Source organism: Flavisolibacter ginsengiterrae DSM 18136, from assembly GCF_059568575.1.
This window is the reverse complement of sequence record NZ_JCANTR010000012.1, coordinates 114,193-130,633: the sequence shown is the minus strand read 5'-3', so window position 1 is coordinate 130,633 and position 16,441 is coordinate 114,193. Positions and strand designations below refer to the sequence as shown.

Sequence of the window (16,441 nt, the reverse complement as noted above, 5' to 3'; positions counted from 1 at the left end):
TAATTGTGAAGAAAAGAGTTGGATTAATATAAAAAAGCTAATGCGGATTTATCATTATTATTAAAAGTTCTATCGCCGCCATTGGAGCATGCCAGCATCCAGGAATTAGGATCAGGGCCTGCTGGTGTGCCAGGAATAAGCACAGCACCTACATTACTGGCGCCTTCATTTGATTTTGCGCCACCACAGCTATAACTTCTGTCCATATAATCTGTGTGACGGAAACCTATACAATGACCTATTTCGTGCTGGATTACTGCACCTACATACTTAGGATCGGGATTACTTCCATAAGCATATTGATTTGTATTCATTTTTACCTGGCTATATGGATCACCCCTTCTTGTTGGAAAACCAGAAGAGCCTAAAGTAATATAACCACCGGAAGGGCCCTGGTTAAATCCAACTATGGTTATATCTGCTCTTCCAGAAGGAATATATTCAAACTTAAGCTGGAGGTTTTCTGCATTATACCTGTTAACCGTTTGAATAGTGCCATCAATATAAGGCTGAGAAAGTCCTGTTGTTGTAACCGTAATTGTCCTTGGAAGTTTAGTTACAAGATTTGTGGTTCTATACTGTTCCGAATTACCTACTCTCAATATTCCCATAGATGGTGAATAATCCAGGTTTTCGTCTGTCAAAATAATATCTCCTTCCACGAGGTAACCTTCTTCAACTTTCCTGACATCCGAAGTTCCGAATCCAAGCGCCTTGATCTTTGTTAATGCATCCTGCGAAACTTCTGGATTTTGACTGGTTACTTTGACATCCTTTTTACAAGCTACGATGGAAAAGGCAACAAGCATGGCTGCTGCAATAGGCAATAAGGTCTTTTTCATATGTTCAAGGTTTAGTGTGTGTAAAAGCAATCGATGGCTTAAATTACTAATTGTTAAAAACTGTTAAAATAAATTAAGGCAACCTTGTTGCAGTTTAGTTTAAAATAGAAATTGTACTAAGTATAAACACTAATCGACTATAAATCAATTTAATACCCCTAAGGCAGTAATATTGTGATGCACATATGAAAAAGCCTGTTTTACTCATTCTAACCTTTATCATTTCCATATGGGCTACTGCCCAGGTAAAGGATACCTTATTCACTAAACTATCCCCTTCTCTCAGGAAAACCTTATCTGCAAAACAGTCCGACAGTATAGATATAGTATGTACCGTTCAGAATAGTGAACAGTTAAAAAATGCCAATAAAAATACACGTCTTCTAGGCTTACATACTTCATCAGGAACAATCATTCTTCGACTTCCAATAGATCAAATAAAAACCTTCCTTGAAGTTAACAAGGTTGAATTTGCAGATTTGCTGAGAAAGCCAAAAGAAGAACTAACAACAGGCGCTTTTGATCTTTCGCTGAATAAAATACTGCTGGCTCATGATCAATATCCTGGCATCAATGGAAACAACATCAATATTTCTATCAAGGAACAGCAATTGGATTCGCTTGATATAGATTGGAAAGGCCGCTATTTTAATAGTGGTGTTGGTGCTGCCACCCAGTCATCTCATGCTTCTATTATGGCTACTATCGTGGCGGGCGGTGCCAATTCTTCTTTATATGCCATTGGAGCTGCACCGGCAGCTAACCTTACTTCTTCCAGTTTTGCCAGCTTGCTACCAGATGCAGATGAAGTTTATAAACAGTACCATATCTCTGTTCAAAATCATTCTTATGGCACTGGCATTGAAAACTATTATGGCGCCGATACCAAGGCTTACGACATTAGCGTAAATAAAAATCCTTCCATACTGCATGTATTTTCTGCCGGCAACTCAGGCAATGCTGCATCCACCTCTGGTACTTATACAGGTATAGAAGGCTTTGCCAATCTCACCGGGAGTTTTAAAATGGCAAAAAACATTATCACGGTAGGGTCAACAGATTCTTTTAATAATGTAATGCCTCTAAGTTCTAAAGGTCCTGCATATGACGGCAGGATAAAACCCGAGCTCGTTGCCTATGGTGAAGATGGAAGTTCAGGTGCAGCCGCTTTAACATCAGGTACAGCTGCATTGATACAACAGGCTTATAAATTAGCACACCACGACTCCCTTCCTGCAGCAGCACTGGTAAAAGCCGTTCTTTTAAATAGTGCTGATGATATCGGCGCTAAGGGCCCTGATTTCAGTTCAGGCTATGGTAGCCTGAACGCGTATAATGCACTGCGAGCCATAACTCAAAATGCATATTTGCAAGGGAAAGTAGCGCAGGGAGAAAAGCGTACTTTTCAAATCAATATTCCTGCAAACATAAAGCAGGTAAAAGTCACACTTGCCTGGAGCGATACTGCAGCAGAAGTCAATGCGATCAAAGCGCTTGTGAATGACCTTGACCTGAAACTTACTTACCAGGACAACTCGACACAATGGGAACCATGGGTGCTGAATAGTACTGCTGATAAAAACGCTTTGTTGCAGCCAGCCACCAGGAAAAGAGATACCCTTAACGTGGTGGAGCAGGTAACAGTTGATGATCCCCAACCTGGCCTTTATACACTTGAAGTAACTGGCACTAGTATAAAGACCTCAAGCCAGGATTTTGCCATTGCCTGGCAGGCAGATACGGTTGCTTCTTTTGTATGGACCTACCCCACCCGATCTGTAATAATTAATAGCGGTAACGTTGCTACCATCAGGTGGCAAAGCAACAGCACAGAAACAGGAGCCATTGAATATACAACTGACGGCATTTCGTGGAAACCAGTTGCCACTGTGCCAGCCAGCCAGCAATATTTTAAATGGAATGCTCCTAATACCATGTCAGAGGCACAATTAAGATTCCTGATGCCTTCATCCAACCACAGTTTCATCACTGATAGCTTTGTCATCTCCAAACCTCTGTCATTAAAGGTTGGGTTTAATTGCCCTGATTCCTTTTTATTATCCTGGAATAAGCTACCGGTTTCTCAATATGAAGTATATACATTGGGAAACAAGTATTTGGAACCGGTTCAATTCACATCAGATACATCCATCATATTTCACAAAGCCGATCACCCTTCACTTTTTTATGCCGTGGCTCCTGTTGTGGGAAATAAAACAGGCTTGCGCAGCTATACCCTGAATTATACCACACAAGGAGTTGATTGTTACCTGCGCACTTTTTATACTTACCTGGTTGACAACAACCATGCATACCTGTCTGCCGAACTGGGTTCCCTGTATGATGTTACTGCTATTTTATTCCAGCAACAAACACCTACAGGTTTCCAGACGATCCATACAATTACTTCACCCGGTTCATTAACAATGAGTTTCACAGACAGCCTGTTGATCCAGGGGGCCAATTACTACCGGGTAGTCATTCAACTGGCCAATGGACAATCCATCACCAGCCCTGTAGACAATGTGTATTACCTGCCCGGGAACCCAGTGTTGATCTATCCCAATCCTGCAAGGGCCATGCAGCCCATAAAGATGGTAACTGGTGAACCCGGTAAGTATACCGTAATGGTATATGACATGAATGGACGAATGATAAACGAAGTATGGGTGGAAAATATGATCGAGCCTTTACCCGCCATGCAATTAAAAGCTGGCATGTATGTCATCCGGATCATCTCTGAAGACAGCAAAGTCTATCATCAAAAGCTGATCGTTTATTAAAGGAATAACAACTAACCCTCAAGAAATCAGTTACAATACTGATGTCAGACAGGACAAAAAAAGACCGTCATCAAATTTCTTTAGTGACGGTCCTGTGAGATGTTGCGAATTTGTATTTTAAAGCGTCTTCAATACATCATTCATATTGCGTACAGCGTCGGCGCTCTTATTAAAAGCTGCCTGCTCATCGCCATTCAATTTATAATCCAGGATCTTCTCCCATCCATTCTTACCTAATACCACCGGCACACCCAAACAGATATCCTTCTGGCCATATTCACCATCCAGTGCTACGCAGCAGGAGAATAATTTTTTCTCATCTCTTACAATGCTTTCCACCAATGCAGCACCAGCAGCACCTGGAGCATACCATGCAGAAGTACCGATCAGCTTGGTAAGCGTAGCGCCGCCAACCATTGTATCAGCAACTATCTTTTGTTGTTGTTCTGCACTCAAAAACTCAGTCACAGGTACACTATTCCATGTAGCATAGCGGATCAGTGGGATCATGGTTGTATCTCCATGACCGCCGATTACAATTGCATTCAGGTCATTGGGAGAACAGTTCAGGGCCATGCTTAAATAGCATTTAAAACGGGCACTGTCCAATATGCCACCCATTCCTATGATCTTATTTTTAGCAACACCACTTGACTGTAAGGTCAGGTAGGTCATCGTATCCATAGGATTGCTGATAACAACGATAATAGCATCGGGTGAGTATTGTAAAATATTTTGCGTTACCCCTTTAACAATGTTGGCATTGGTACCGATCAACTCCTCACGGGTCATGCCTGGCTTACGTGGAAGACCAGATGTGATAACCACTACATCGGAACCTTTTGTTTTTGAGTAGTCATTGGTGCTACCTATGATCTTGGTATCAAAACCAAGTAAGGCAGCAGTTTGTGTCATATCAAGAGCTTTTCCCTCAGCAAGTCCTTCCTTAATATCCAGTAAAACCAGCTCTTCACACAGTTCTCTACGGGCAATGTTATCGGCCGTGGTAGCTCCAACAGCTCCTGCGCCTACAACTGTAACTTTCATTGATGATTAAAATTTATGTGTGAGAAAAATTATTTGCGCTGCGAAGATAGGCCGATTGAATTATTCACTAGTAAGTTAAAAGGCAGTCAGCCGGTTTCATCCACGCATGGACGAAGATCATTTACTGCTCCTAAAAATTTGCTGATACAGGTCATAAATAAATATTGGATTCGCCTTTCATCCTCATTTCACATTTATTTGGTACAACCAAAAGCGTTCAAATTGGTCTTAACTTACTGATTAGCTACTTTTACACTTATTAAAAATTCTTCCCTGAGAAAGTTTGCCAAAATATTCAGCCGGGTCCTGCTCGCTATTGTATTAGTGATCGTACTGGTCATTGGCCTGTTACAAACCGATTGGGGACAGAACTGGCTTACCCGGCAGGTTACCCAAAAGCTTTCCCGCGACCTTAAAACACATATAAGCATCAGCCATGTTCGTTTCCATTTTTTTGACAAAATGGACCTCCAAGGAGTTTTTATACAGGACCAGAACAAGGACACCCTGATGTATGCCGGAACGGTAAAGGTTCTTATTACCGACTGGTTCTTTTTTAAGGACAAAGCGGAACTGCAATATATTGGCCTTTCCAATGCCATAGTGAATTTCAACCGGAAAGATTCTGTCTGGAACTACAACTTCCTTGGAAAATACTTTGCTTCATCCGATACCAGTACCAAAAAAAGTTCAGGCATTCAGTTTGACCTTAAAAAAGTGGAGTTGGATAATGTCTCTTTTGTTCAGAAAGATGCATGGACAGGAAATGATATGGTGATAAAGGTGAAGTCACTGGACATGGATGCCAGGCAGATCACGCTTACGGGTAAAACACTTGATATTTCAAAGCTGGACCTGGTAGATCCCTACTTTTCCACCTTTTCCTATAAAGGGCTTAAGCCTCCTGATAAAGACACCAGCAGTAAAAAAAGCTCCGCTCCTCCTGAATGGACTTTATTATTGAGTAATGTCAACATCACCAATGGCAGGTTCAAATCTGACAATGAAAGCAAGCTGGCGCCTCCAGGTGTTTTTGATGGAGAGCATATGGATTTCAGCAGCATTACAGGGAGTTTCAAAAATGTGGGTTGGGCCAATGATACTATAAGAGGAAGGGCCGACATTTCAGCCAGGGAACGCAGCGGCCTTATTGTAAGAAGATTAAAGGCAGATACCCGCTTTGAACCCGGGGCCATGGTTTTTGAGAACCTGGACCTGCGAACCAATAAGAGCATACTGGGAAATTATTTTTCCATGAACTTCAAAAAGGGGATGAAGAATTTTGTGCATGATGTGATCATGGAAGCCAATTTTAGCAAGGCATCCCTGGCCAGTGATGATATCGCTTTTTTTGCCCCGGATGTAAAAGACTGGAACCGCGTTATCAGGATCAATGGAAAGGTACAGGGATCAGTAGACGCCCTGAATGGCCGTGACCTGGAATTGTGGGCAGGAGATAAAACCTATATCAATGGAAATGTGAGCCTGGTAGGCCTCCCTAAGATCAATGAAACCCTGATCAATGTGGAGGCCAGCGACCTGAGAACCACTTATGCCGATGCTGTTAATTTCATCCCTGCTTTAAAGCATATTACCTCCCCTAACCTGCGTGCCTTAGGCTACCTGCACTTTGCCGGTTCCTACACAGGGTTTATCAATAATTTCGTCACGTACGGAACTATCAGCACCGCACTTGGAACATTAACGACAGACCTGAACATGAAGTTCCCTTCCAAAGGAGACCCTGTATATACAGGAAAGGTCTCGACCGGTGGTTTTGAACTGGGCCGGTTTTTAAACAGTTCCCAGCTAGGCATAGTCGATTTTCATGGAACGGTGAATGGTTCAGGATTTGACTGGAACACCCTCGATATGAAGGTGGATGGCAATATTCACCGCTTTGGATTCGGAGGTTATACCTATAACAATATCATAGCAAAGGGCGTTTTAAGCAACCGCAAATTCAACGGCAATTTTGTGATTAAGGATCCAAATGCCGACCTAAGCCTTAATGGACTGATTGATCTCTCAGGTAAAACACCAGTTTTTGATGCAAAGGCGAATATCACCAACATCAATTTAAAAGCATTAAACCTATCCAAGCAGGATGTGCAGCTCAGTGGCGCATTTGACCTGAACCTGCAGGGCAATTCACTATCCAATTTGCTGGGGAATGCCAGGATCACTAATGCCACGCTATTAAATAATGGTAAAAGGCTAAGTTTTGACTCGCTTGTCGTTTCTTCTCATTATTCAGATGGTGTGAAAACGCTTCGTTTAAATTCCAATGAGTTTGACGCTGTCATTACAGGCAACTTTGATCTAAATAGCCTCCCTGCTGCTTTCACGGTTTTCTTAAGCCGTTACTATCCCTCCTATATAAAGGCTCCAAAAAATATCAAACCACAGGCTTTCACATTTGATATTACCACGGGTGTTGTGGAAGATTACATACAATTGATCGATACAAGCCTTACAGGCTTTAATAACAGTCATATAACCGGGGCATTGAACACTGCAGCCAATACAATGGACGTAGATGCTGACATTCCTTTTTTTGCTTACCGCCAATTCAATTTCTCGGATGTGCAGTTGAAAGGAACCGGCAACTTCCAAAAGCTGACATTGACAGGCCAGGTAAATAATGCAGTGGTCAGTGAGACCTTAATGTTCCCTCAAACCACGTTTACCATCGAAGCACAAAATGATGTGTCGGAAGTAACCGTTAATACACTCGCCAACCAGACCATTAACCAGGCAGATATTTCTGCACAGATAAAAACCTTCAGCGATGGATTGTCGGTGCTGTTTAAACCCTCTTCATTTGTATTGAATGGAAAGAACTGGTCTATCGAGCAGGGAGGTGAATTGAACTTCAGAAGGAACACCATTGTCCAGGGTCAGTTGCTATTAAAGGAATCCAACCAGGAAGTACAGATAGGTACACAGCCTTCAGCCATTGGCAACTGGAATGATCTGCACATTAGCCTGCGCAACCTGAATCTTGGTGATATCTCTCCCTTTATCACTCCTCACAACAGGCTGGAAGGATTATTACATGGAGACATCGTCGTAGAAGATCCGCAGAATAAGTTTAATGTAATGGCAAACATCCATACGGATGAATTGCGATTTGACAATGATTCCATCGGGCAGGTGCAGGCTGCCGCTTTATACAATAACAAAACAGGAATGCTGACAGGTAAGGGTAATAACATTGACCCCGACCATCATATAGACTTTGACCTGGCAATGGATCTGAAAGATTCTGCCAATACATTCCGTGACAGGATATCCCTTCACCCCAAAAACTTCCAGTTAAAATACCTCGAGCGTTTTATTGGCTTATTGTTTTCAGACCTGCAGGGATTTATTACCGGGGATGTGGATATTGTAGGCGAAGGAAGCGACCGTGATTACCTGGCCAAGGCCCGCCTGAAAGATGCCAGCTTCAAAGTGAACTTCACACAGGTCACCTATAAAGTGGACGATACCGAAATAGAGTTGAAAAAGAACGAGATCGATTTAAATGGGATCAAGTTGCGGGACCGCTTTGGCAATGTAGCTGTACTCAAAGGAAATATTACACACCATTCCTTTGCCGACCTGTATTTTGACCTGCTGGTGCAAACCCAGTCCCGCCAAATGGAATTGCTGAATACTACATTTAACGATAACCAGTTGTTTTACGGAAGGGCAATGGGTTCCGGCACCTTTGTATTGGTAGGGCCACAGAAGGACATGCAGATGGTGATAGAAGTAAAAGCATCTGAAACAGACAGCTCTTATATCACACTTCCCCCTTCCACTTCCCGTCATAGCAGCCAGGCCGCCTTTATGGTGGAAAAGAAATATGGTACGGAAATGAACCCCTCATCTCTGAGTGGTTCTGCTTCCAACCTGAAATATGATATCACCCTTACAGCCAATCCAATGGTGAACATGGAAGTGATCCTGGATGAACTGACAGGTGATATAATCAAGGGTAAAGGGTCAGGCATCCTGACCATTCATTCTGGCACAACGGATCCATTGACGATCAATGGCCGGTATAATATTGATGAAGGCAATTACCTCTTCACTTTCCAATCCTTTTTCAAAAAGCCGTTTGTATTGCGCAAGGGCGCTAATAATTATATAGAGTGGAGTGGAGATCCGTATAAAGCAACTATCAACCTGGATGCAGTATATACAGCTGAAAATGTAAGCTTTGCACCACTGGCCAATACCATTCTTTCCTTATCCAGCAGCCAGACAAAGAGCCTGGCAGGCTTCAGGGATGATGTAAACGTGGTTGCGAACCTTTCAGGGGAACTGTTTCAACCCAATTTTAGTTTTAAGCTGGAGTTCCCGAGTAATAGCCTGATCTATCGAGATCCGGGCGTAGCGTTTGGCATTCAGCAGATAGAAAAGAATCCCAATGAACTGAACAAACAGGTAACCTACCTGATCGTTTTCAACAGCTTCGCTCCCTTTGAAGACCAGCGTGCCAATGCCAATCCTTTTGGAGAAGCCATATCCAGTACCATTTCAGGATTACTATTTGGAGAGGTCAACCGCCGTATCAATGAATTGTTGGGGAAAGTGCTACAGCAAAACAAATTGACATTGAATTTTACCGGCTCCCTGTATAACAGGAATCTGATCAATCCTGACCAGAGAGGCTTACTGCGCATTAACCAGGGAGATGTGAACGTAACTGTAGGAAAGTCATTATTTGAAGGCCGCCTGAACTTTACTGTCGGTGGAACATTTGATGTACCTATTCAATCCGATTTCCAGCAAAGTATTCGGCTGTTCCCTGATGTTACGATTGAACTGCTGCTCAATAAATCGGGTTCTGTAAGAGCCACTTTCTTTTACCGCGAGAATGCGGACTTTCTTACGGCAACTTCCACTGCAGGAAACCTTCAAACACGACGCTATGGTGCCAGCATCTCCTATGGAAAAGAATTTGATGCCGTTGGAGATGTGTTTAACGGAAACCAGAAAAAGAAAAAAAGCAGGGGCAAATTAAAAAGCGCCAATAATCCGCCGCAAAACGATAACCTGGTAAAGGATTCTACCCAACAACAATAATGTCCTATCTTTTATCGGCTTAGTTCAGCTATTACAGGATCTCATGCCCCATCTTATCTTTCTTTGTCTGCAGGTATTTCTGGTTATGAGGGTTTGGTTCCACTTTAATAGGCAGGTTTTCTACGATCTCCAGGCCATAACCTATCAATCCTACTCTTTTTTTAGGGTTATTGGATATCAACCTTAGCTTGGTAATTCCAAGGTGCCTTAAGATCTGGGCGCCAACACCATAATCCCTCTGATCGGTTTGAAAACCCAGGTGCAGGTTGGCCTCCACGGTATCCATACCCTGTTCCTGCAGACGGTAGGCTTTTAGTTTGTTGAGCAAACCAATACCTCTTCCTTCCTGGTTCATATATATAATAGCACCCTTGCCTTCAGCTTCCACCATTTGCATGGCCTGGTGTAGTTGTTCACCGCAATCGCAACGTAAAGAGGCCAGGATATCACCTGTAAAACAGGAGGAGTGCATCCGCACCATAACCGGTTCTTCCGGTTGCCAGGATCCTTTGATCAATGCCAGGTGTTCATTACTGCTGTTCTTTTCCTGGAAAGCTACAAGCTTAAAATGGCCATATTGGGTAGGCATATCTACCCGCACTATCTCGTCTATCAGTGAATCCCGCTTGATGCGGTATTCTATCAGGTCTTTTATAGAGATGATCTTAAAGTCAAACTTCTTTGCTATTTCCATCAATTCAGGCAGACGGGCCATGGATCCATCATCATTCATGATCTCCACCAATACACCCGAAGGCTCAAATCCGGCCAGCCTTGCCAGGTCTACCGTCGCTTCCGTATGTCCTGCCCTTCTCAATACCCCACCTTTCTTTGCCCTCAGAGGGAAAATATGACCAGGCTTGCCCAGGTCTTCTGGTTTTGTTGCAGGGTCAATGAGCGCTTGTACCGTCTTAGCCCTGTCATGTGCCGAAATACCCGTGGTGCAGCCATGACCCAACAGATCTACAGATACAGTGAATGCCGTTTCATGAAGGGCAGTATTATTATTGACCATTAATTCCAGTCCCAATTCGTTACAACGGTCTTCCAGCATGGGCACACATATCAATCCTCTTCCATATTTACTCATGAAATTGATAACCTCGGGGGTTACATTCCTTGAAGCCGTTATAAAATCCCCCTCATTCTCCCTGTCCTCATCGTCCACCACAATTACCAGTTTCCCCGCTTTCAAATCCTCAATGGCACTTTCTATCGTGTTCAGCATGTGATTTTTTTACAAAAGTAGCAACTATGCAGGGCTTGTAAACAGAGTTTTGTCATTTTAAGGAAATGCAGCATTTTAGCGGGTTAGGCGCTCTTTATTGGGGTAACAAATTGTTAATATTTGTCAATAACTATTGTTCGTTAATTCCCTTTCTTTGCACCCGAAAACAAAATATAATATGCTAAAGAGAATCTTGACTCTGCTTGTATGTGCCCTAGCCATGGGGCATTTTACATTTGCGCAGGAAACTAACAGTAGTATCGGGGGTATTGTCAAAGGCTCAAATAATGAACCTTTGGTTGGTGCCACCATTACTGCTACACATAATCCTACCGGAACAGTGTACCGTGTTATCTCCCGTACCGGCGGTGTATTTAATATCAGTAATATGCAGCCTGGCGGCCCATATACAATTACTTTTTCATTTGTTGGATTTTCAGATGAGAAAAGAGACGAAGTTTACCTGTCCCTTGGACAAAAATCCAACTTCAATGTTGCCCTGGCAGACAATACCGGCAATCTTACGGAAGTGGTAATTGCAGCCAGGAGAGCAGCCAGCAGCGGCAGGGGTGGAACGGAAACTTCCATCGGAAGAGATAAAATTAGCGGCATACCCACAGTAAACCGCAACCTGAATGATTATTTGAAATATACACCACAGGCCAAGGTAACCACCGACGGAGCTGGTATTTCAATAGCTGGTCAGAACAACCGTTTCAATGCCTTTTATATTGATGGTGCCATAAACAATGATGTTTTCGGTTTGGCAGCTTCTGGAACAAATGGTGGACAGGCAAATATCAACCCTATATCTATTGATGCCATTGACCAGATGCAGGTGGTTGTTTCTCCTTATGATGCTTCTATCGGCGGATTCACTGGTGGTGGCATTAATGCTACTACCCGTTCAGGAACAAATACCTTATCAGGATCAGCCTGGGGTTATTACAGGAACCAGGACCTGGCAGGTAAAACGCCCGGAAATGTTGCTAAAGAGCAAAGAACCAAATTGGCCAATTTTAAAAACCAGCTATATGGTTTCAGGGTCGGTGGTCCAATCATCAAAAACAAATTATTTTTCTTCTTATTGGGTGAAACTCAAAAAGAGATCAGGCCTCAGCCTTTTGATATTAGTACGTACAGGGGTAATGGCAATGTGGACTCGATCAATAAGCTGATCAACTTCTTAGGATCTACTTATTCTTATGATCCCGGATCCTACCTGGACAACCCTGAAACGGTGAATGCCAAACGTATTACTGCCAAACTTGACTGGAATGCCAATTCCAATAATAAAGTTTCTTTGAGCTACAGGTATAATGATGGGGAACGCTTCAACACATCTGCAAGCAGCACTACCGCTATTAATTTTTATAATAACGGGTATGTGTTCCCTACTACTTCACACACAGCAACCGGCGAGTTAAAAAGCAACCTGAAAAATGGCGCTTCCAACCGTGCATTGGTAACCTATACGAATGTTATAGATAACCGTGATCCTATTGGAAAACCCTTTCCAAGGGTAACGATCAACGATGGTTCCGGCAGGTATGTTTTCGGAACGGAGAACTTCTCTACAGGAAACCTGTTAGCACAAAAGAACTGGACGTTCTATGATGCTTTCAGATTTACAGTAGGCAGGCACCAGTTCAACATTGGTACGGACAACCTGTATAGTGATGCCAAGAATGTTTTCATCCGTGATAACTTCGGTACCTATACTTATGCTACATTGAACGACTTCATTGCTGGTAATGATCCTACACGTTATCAAAGGACCTTCTCTTTACTTGATAACAAAGACGAAAATTCAACAGCATCTGCTGCTAAGTTCAAATACCTGAACCTTGCATTTTTTGTAAATGACGAATTAAGGGTAAATGACCAGTTGACCCTGAACTTTGGTATCCGTTTAGACAAAACCAAATTCTTAACAGACCCTCTTACTGATAATTTCCTGAACGATTCAGCTCTTGGAAAGATCTCTCAATATTATGATCTTAAGGGTGCCCGCTCAGGCCAGATCAGCAATGTTCCCTGGTCCGTTTCACCAAGAGCAGGATTTACCTACCGCCTGCCTGATGAAAATATTACTGTACGCGGTGGCTTAGGTATTTTCACAGGACGCATGCCATTGGTATGGCCTGGCGGTGTATATAATAATAATGGTGTCAGCCTGGGTGGTATCGATCCAACAGCGGCACAAATTGCATCTATACCTGGAAACTTTTTCCGTCCTGATGTAACCAATCAATACAATTCTTCTGATTTCGGTATCAGCCTTGCCAATGCCAAAGGTCAGATTGACCTGATGTCAAAAGAATTCAAGCTTCCACAGGTATTCCGTACATCCCTTGGTGTTGATAAAAGATTCGGTGATGGCTGGACCTTTTCTGTAGAAGGCCTTTATACTAAAAACCTCCAGGAGATCTATTACCAGAATGTGAACTTCCTGCCTCCTACTTTGAAATCTGTAGGTCCAGGTTCAAGAAATGTATACACTTTCAGCAGGAACCCAACACCTATCCCCCTGCGTTTTGACGGCAAGAATCCATATACTGGTATCTACCTGTTGTATAACAACCCGGGAGAAAAAGGATATTCCTACAACTTTACAGTTAGTATAGACAAAGCCTTCCGTAAAGGATGGGCGTTCAATGCCAACTATGTATATGGTAATTCTGTAGTAAACAATGAAACTACCAGTTCCCAGAATAATTCGCAGTGGAATACCATGGAAACTGTGAATGGTAGAAACTTTGTTGTTCGTTCCACTTCTGACTTTGATTTAGGACATCGCATCAGTGCGTATGTTTCCAAGAAGTTCAGTTATGCCAACAATAAACTGGCTACTACGGTCAGCCTGGTGTACAATGGTCAGCAGGGCGCACCCTTTAGCTACATCTACTCCAACAGTATGATCGGGGATAATGGTCCTTCTGCTTTTGGTGACCTGATTTACATTCCTACGGCAGCAGAAGTTCAGACAATGACCTTCCTGAGCAATACTACCCCAGGTGGTGTTACTTACACTTCTGATCAACAAAAGCAAATGCTGGAGTCTTATATCCAGAAGAATAAGTACCTGAGCAAGAACAGGGGACAGTTTGCTGAGCGCAATGCAGACAGGCTTCCGTTCACTCATATATTAGATCTGCAACTGCAACAGGATTTCAACCTGAAGGTGGGAAGCAAAACTTATACAGTTCAATTAAGCTATAACGTTTCCAATTTCACCAACATGTTGAACAGGAATTGGGGAAGAACATACTTCCTGAACTTTGACCAGTATTCACTGATACAGTTTGCGGGTTATAAATCTGCAACTGATCTTACTCCTCAATACAGGTTTAGCCCTCAAAATGGTGATCCATGGGGTCTGAGCACAAGCTCTGTTCCTGGATTGAGTGCAAGATGGATAAGCCAGATCGGTTTAAGAGTTAACTTCTAATAAGAACGCATCACATTTAATAAGAAAGTCCTGTTGAAAAACAGGACTTTCTTATTTTCATTTATACCTTGCTCCATCCCCATAACAGGAATGCGGGCATTGCCTTTCCCCAGGTTGCTACATCATGTTTACCGTCTTCATAGTTCACATACCTGATATCATATTCCGTGTTGTATCCATGCTTTTGTAGTTCATCTATCAAAGCCAGTGTATCATCTATTGAATCAATAATGCCATTATTATTCCTGTCGGCTGTTTCATCCAGCGATCCTGTGGTAAAATAAAAGCGCAGACCCGGGAAATATTCTCCTTTGCTGATCTTGAAATGCATGATACGGTCAGTGTCATCATTATAATTGTCATCAAGTGCAGTGGAGCGCCACCATAAAGAACCCGAGAATACACCGGCAATAGTAAATACATCAGAATGGTGCCATACTGTGTCAATGGCAGAAAGACCGCCAAGCGAAAAACCACAAAACCCTTTTTGCCTGAAACTTTCTATGGCATATTCGGTATGAATGAACGGGATCAGTTCCTCCAGTATAAATTGCTGGTAGGCTTTGGCCCATGCGCCCCTGCCTACGTAGTCCGGCACATCTGCCGTACCATATTCCATTTTCCTGTGTTTCCCTGCATGTATCCCCACACATAAAAGCGGCTGCACCTGGTCTGATTCCAGGAGGCTGTTATACAATGCTGCAAATTTCATTTCTTCCAGGTCCTGTCCATCATTGATAAGCAGCAGGCTCATTTCGGAAGGGTTCGCAATGTTATTGGGCAGGTACAGGTCTATGATTACGTATCGCCGAAGGTATTGTGAAGCAATGGCTCGTTGCTCCACCCAAATATTCGATAATTCCACTGTTAGCATCCGGTCAAAAATAGGGCTTTACAAAAAGCTAACACCTCAAAGTATTTTACTTGTGAATTTTCTTTTTTGCCATAGTGAATTAAATTGTACTTTAAATTCTTTAGATCCTTAACACCAACAACCATTTATGAAAAAGATTGGAATTTTGTTTGGCCAGGAACGCAGCTTCCCAATGGCATTCATTGAAAGAGTAAACAGCAAGGGAATAGAAAATATAGTTGCAGAACCGGTACGCATTGACAAATCAGCCCAGGGATTGAATTCAGGCTATGCTGTGATCATTGACAGGATCTCCCAGGATGTACCTTTTTACAGGGCTATATTAAAGAATGAAGCATTGACAGGTACAGCCGTGATCAATAATCCATTCTGGTGGAGTGCAGATGATAAATACTTCAATAACTGTCTTATGACGCAGGTTGGCGTACCAGTGCCTAAAACTGTTATACTCCCTTCTTATGACCTGCCCACTGATACCAAGCCGGAATCTTTTTCCAACCTTGCCTATCCCCTGGCCTGGGACGAAATATTTGCCTATGTTGGTTTTCCCGCGTATATGAAACCGTATGCCGGCGGCGGATGGAAGAGTGTATATAAACTTCATGATAAAGAGGAATTTTACCAGAAGCATGGAGAGACAGAACAACTGGTGATGTTACTCCAGGAAGAAATTGTTTTCGAAGAATATTACCGCTGTTATTGCATAGGTGGAAAGCATGTCAGGATCATGCCTTATGAGCCCCGTAACCCGCACCACCTGCGCTACCAGGCAGACTTTACACCTTCCCCCGAAAGACTCAGGCTAATGGAAGATATAGTGCTTCGCATCAATCACTACCTGGGCTATGATTTTAATACGGTGGAACTGGCAGTGAAAGATGGTATTCCCTATGCCATTGATTTTGGAAACCCTGCACCTGATGCGGAAAGAACCAGTGTTGGAGAAGAAAACTTTGAATGGGTGGTGGAAACGGCAGCTAATTATGCCATTGAAAGAGCCATTGCACAAAAAGACGGTCAAAGTAACCTGACATGGGGTGAATACCTCAAACGAAGTGCAACAGGCGTTCCGTTACTATAGTTTTTTCTTACCAATCAAAATTGCTGATTCCCATTAACCTAAAAGTTATCATCAAA

At 42.8% G+C, this 16,441-nt stretch carries 8 protein-coding genes; 4 read left to right on the top strand and 4 right to left on the bottom strand.

The window, feature by feature from the left end; translation table 11 throughout:
- Nucleotides 1–23: 23 nt before the first annotated feature.
- Entirely contained in the window at nucleotides 24–842 is an 819-nt protein-coding gene (locus BP74_RS13775; RefSeq protein WP_496374930.1) for a M57 family metalloprotease, read from the bottom strand.
- A 185-nt stretch (nucleotides 843–1,027) separates the two neighbouring features.
- Here BP74_RS13775 and BP74_RS13770 point away from each other — a divergent pair, with 185 nt between their 5' ends.
- Nucleotides 1,028–3,625 carry a S8 family serine peptidase gene (locus BP74_RS13770; protein ID WP_496374929.1) on the top strand — a complete coding sequence of 866 codons (2,598 nt, stop codon included), beginning with the start codon at nucleotides 1,028–1,030 and terminating at the stop codon, nucleotides 3,623–3,625.
- A gap of 117 nt (nucleotides 3,626–3,742) precedes the next feature.
- Here BP74_RS13770 and mdh read toward each other — a convergent pair whose 3' ends face one another.
- Complete coding sequence (gene mdh / locus BP74_RS13765) at nucleotides 3,743–4,672, bottom strand: malate dehydrogenase (RefSeq protein WP_496374928.1); 930 nt, start codon at nucleotides 4,670–4,672, stop codon at nucleotides 3,743–3,745.
- A 324-nt stretch (nucleotides 4,673–4,996) separates the two neighbouring features.
- On the opposite strand from mdh, the gene BP74_RS13760 reads away from it, so the two are divergent.
- Nucleotides 4,997–9,751 carry a translocation/assembly module TamB domain-containing protein gene (locus BP74_RS13760; protein ID WP_496374927.1) on the top strand — a complete coding sequence of 1,585 codons (4,755 nt, stop codon included), beginning with the start codon at nucleotides 4,997–4,999 and terminating at the stop codon, nucleotides 9,749–9,751.
- Nucleotides 9,752–9,782: 31 nt separating this feature from the next.
- Here the strand turns inward: BP74_RS13760 and BP74_RS13755 are convergent, their stop codons facing one another.
- On the bottom strand, nucleotides 9,783–10,979 hold the full coding sequence (locus BP74_RS13755) for a bifunctional 3,4-dihydroxy-2-butanone-4-phosphate synthase/GTP cyclohydrolase II (RefSeq protein ID WP_496374926.1): 1,197 nt from the start codon (nucleotides 10,977–10,979) through the stop codon (nucleotides 9,783–9,785).
- Nucleotides 10,980–11,157: 178 nt separating this feature from the next.
- On the opposite strand from BP74_RS13755, the gene BP74_RS13750 reads away from it, so the two are divergent.
- Nucleotides 11,158–14,430, top strand: a complete 3,273-nt coding sequence (locus BP74_RS13750) for a TonB-dependent receptor (protein ID WP_496374925.1) — start codon at nucleotides 11,158–11,160, stop codon at nucleotides 14,428–14,430.
- A gap of 61 nt (nucleotides 14,431–14,491) precedes the next feature.
- Here BP74_RS13750 and BP74_RS13745 read toward each other — a convergent pair whose 3' ends face one another.
- Nucleotides 14,492–15,304 carry an alpha/beta hydrolase gene (locus tag BP74_RS13745; protein ID WP_496374924.1) on the bottom strand — a complete coding sequence of 271 codons (813 nt, stop codon included), beginning with the start codon at nucleotides 15,302–15,304 and terminating at the stop codon, nucleotides 14,492–14,494.
- Between the two features lie 127 nt (nucleotides 15,305–15,431).
- Between BP74_RS13745 and BP74_RS13740 the strand changes: the two genes are divergently transcribed.
- A complete protein-coding gene (locus BP74_RS13740) occupies nucleotides 15,432–16,385 on the top strand; it encodes an ATP-grasp domain-containing protein (RefSeq protein WP_496374923.1) in 954 nt (317 codons plus the stop codon).
- Nucleotides 16,386–16,441 lie beyond the last annotated feature (56 nt).

Bases quoted from the DNA above. Each gene is read 5' to 3' on its own strand.
- BP74_RS13755 (WP_496374926.1), bottom strand. From the start codon at position 10,979: ATGCTGAACACGATAGAAAGTGCCATTGAGGATTTGAAAGCGGGGAAA.
- mdh (WP_496374928.1), bottom strand. From the start codon at position 4,672: ATGAAAGTTACAGTTGTAGGCGCAGGAGCTGTTGGAGCTACCACGGCC.
- BP74_RS13740 (WP_496374923.1), top strand. From the start codon at position 15,432: ATGAAAAAGATTGGAATTTTGTTTGGCCAGGAACGCAGCTTCCCAATG.
- BP74_RS13745 (WP_496374924.1), bottom strand. From the start codon at position 15,304: ATGCTAACAGTGGAATTATCGAATATTTGGGTGGAGCAACGAGCCATT.
- BP74_RS13770 (WP_496374929.1), top strand. From the start codon at position 1,028: ATGAAAAAGCCTGTTTTACTCATTCTAACCTTTATCATTTCCATATGG.
- BP74_RS13750 (WP_496374925.1), top strand. From the start codon at position 11,158: ATGCTAAAGAGAATCTTGACTCTGCTTGTATGTGCCCTAGCCATGGGG.
- BP74_RS13775 (WP_496374930.1), bottom strand. From the start codon at position 842: ATGAAAAAGACCTTATTGCCTATTGCAGCAGCCATGCTTGTTGCCTTT.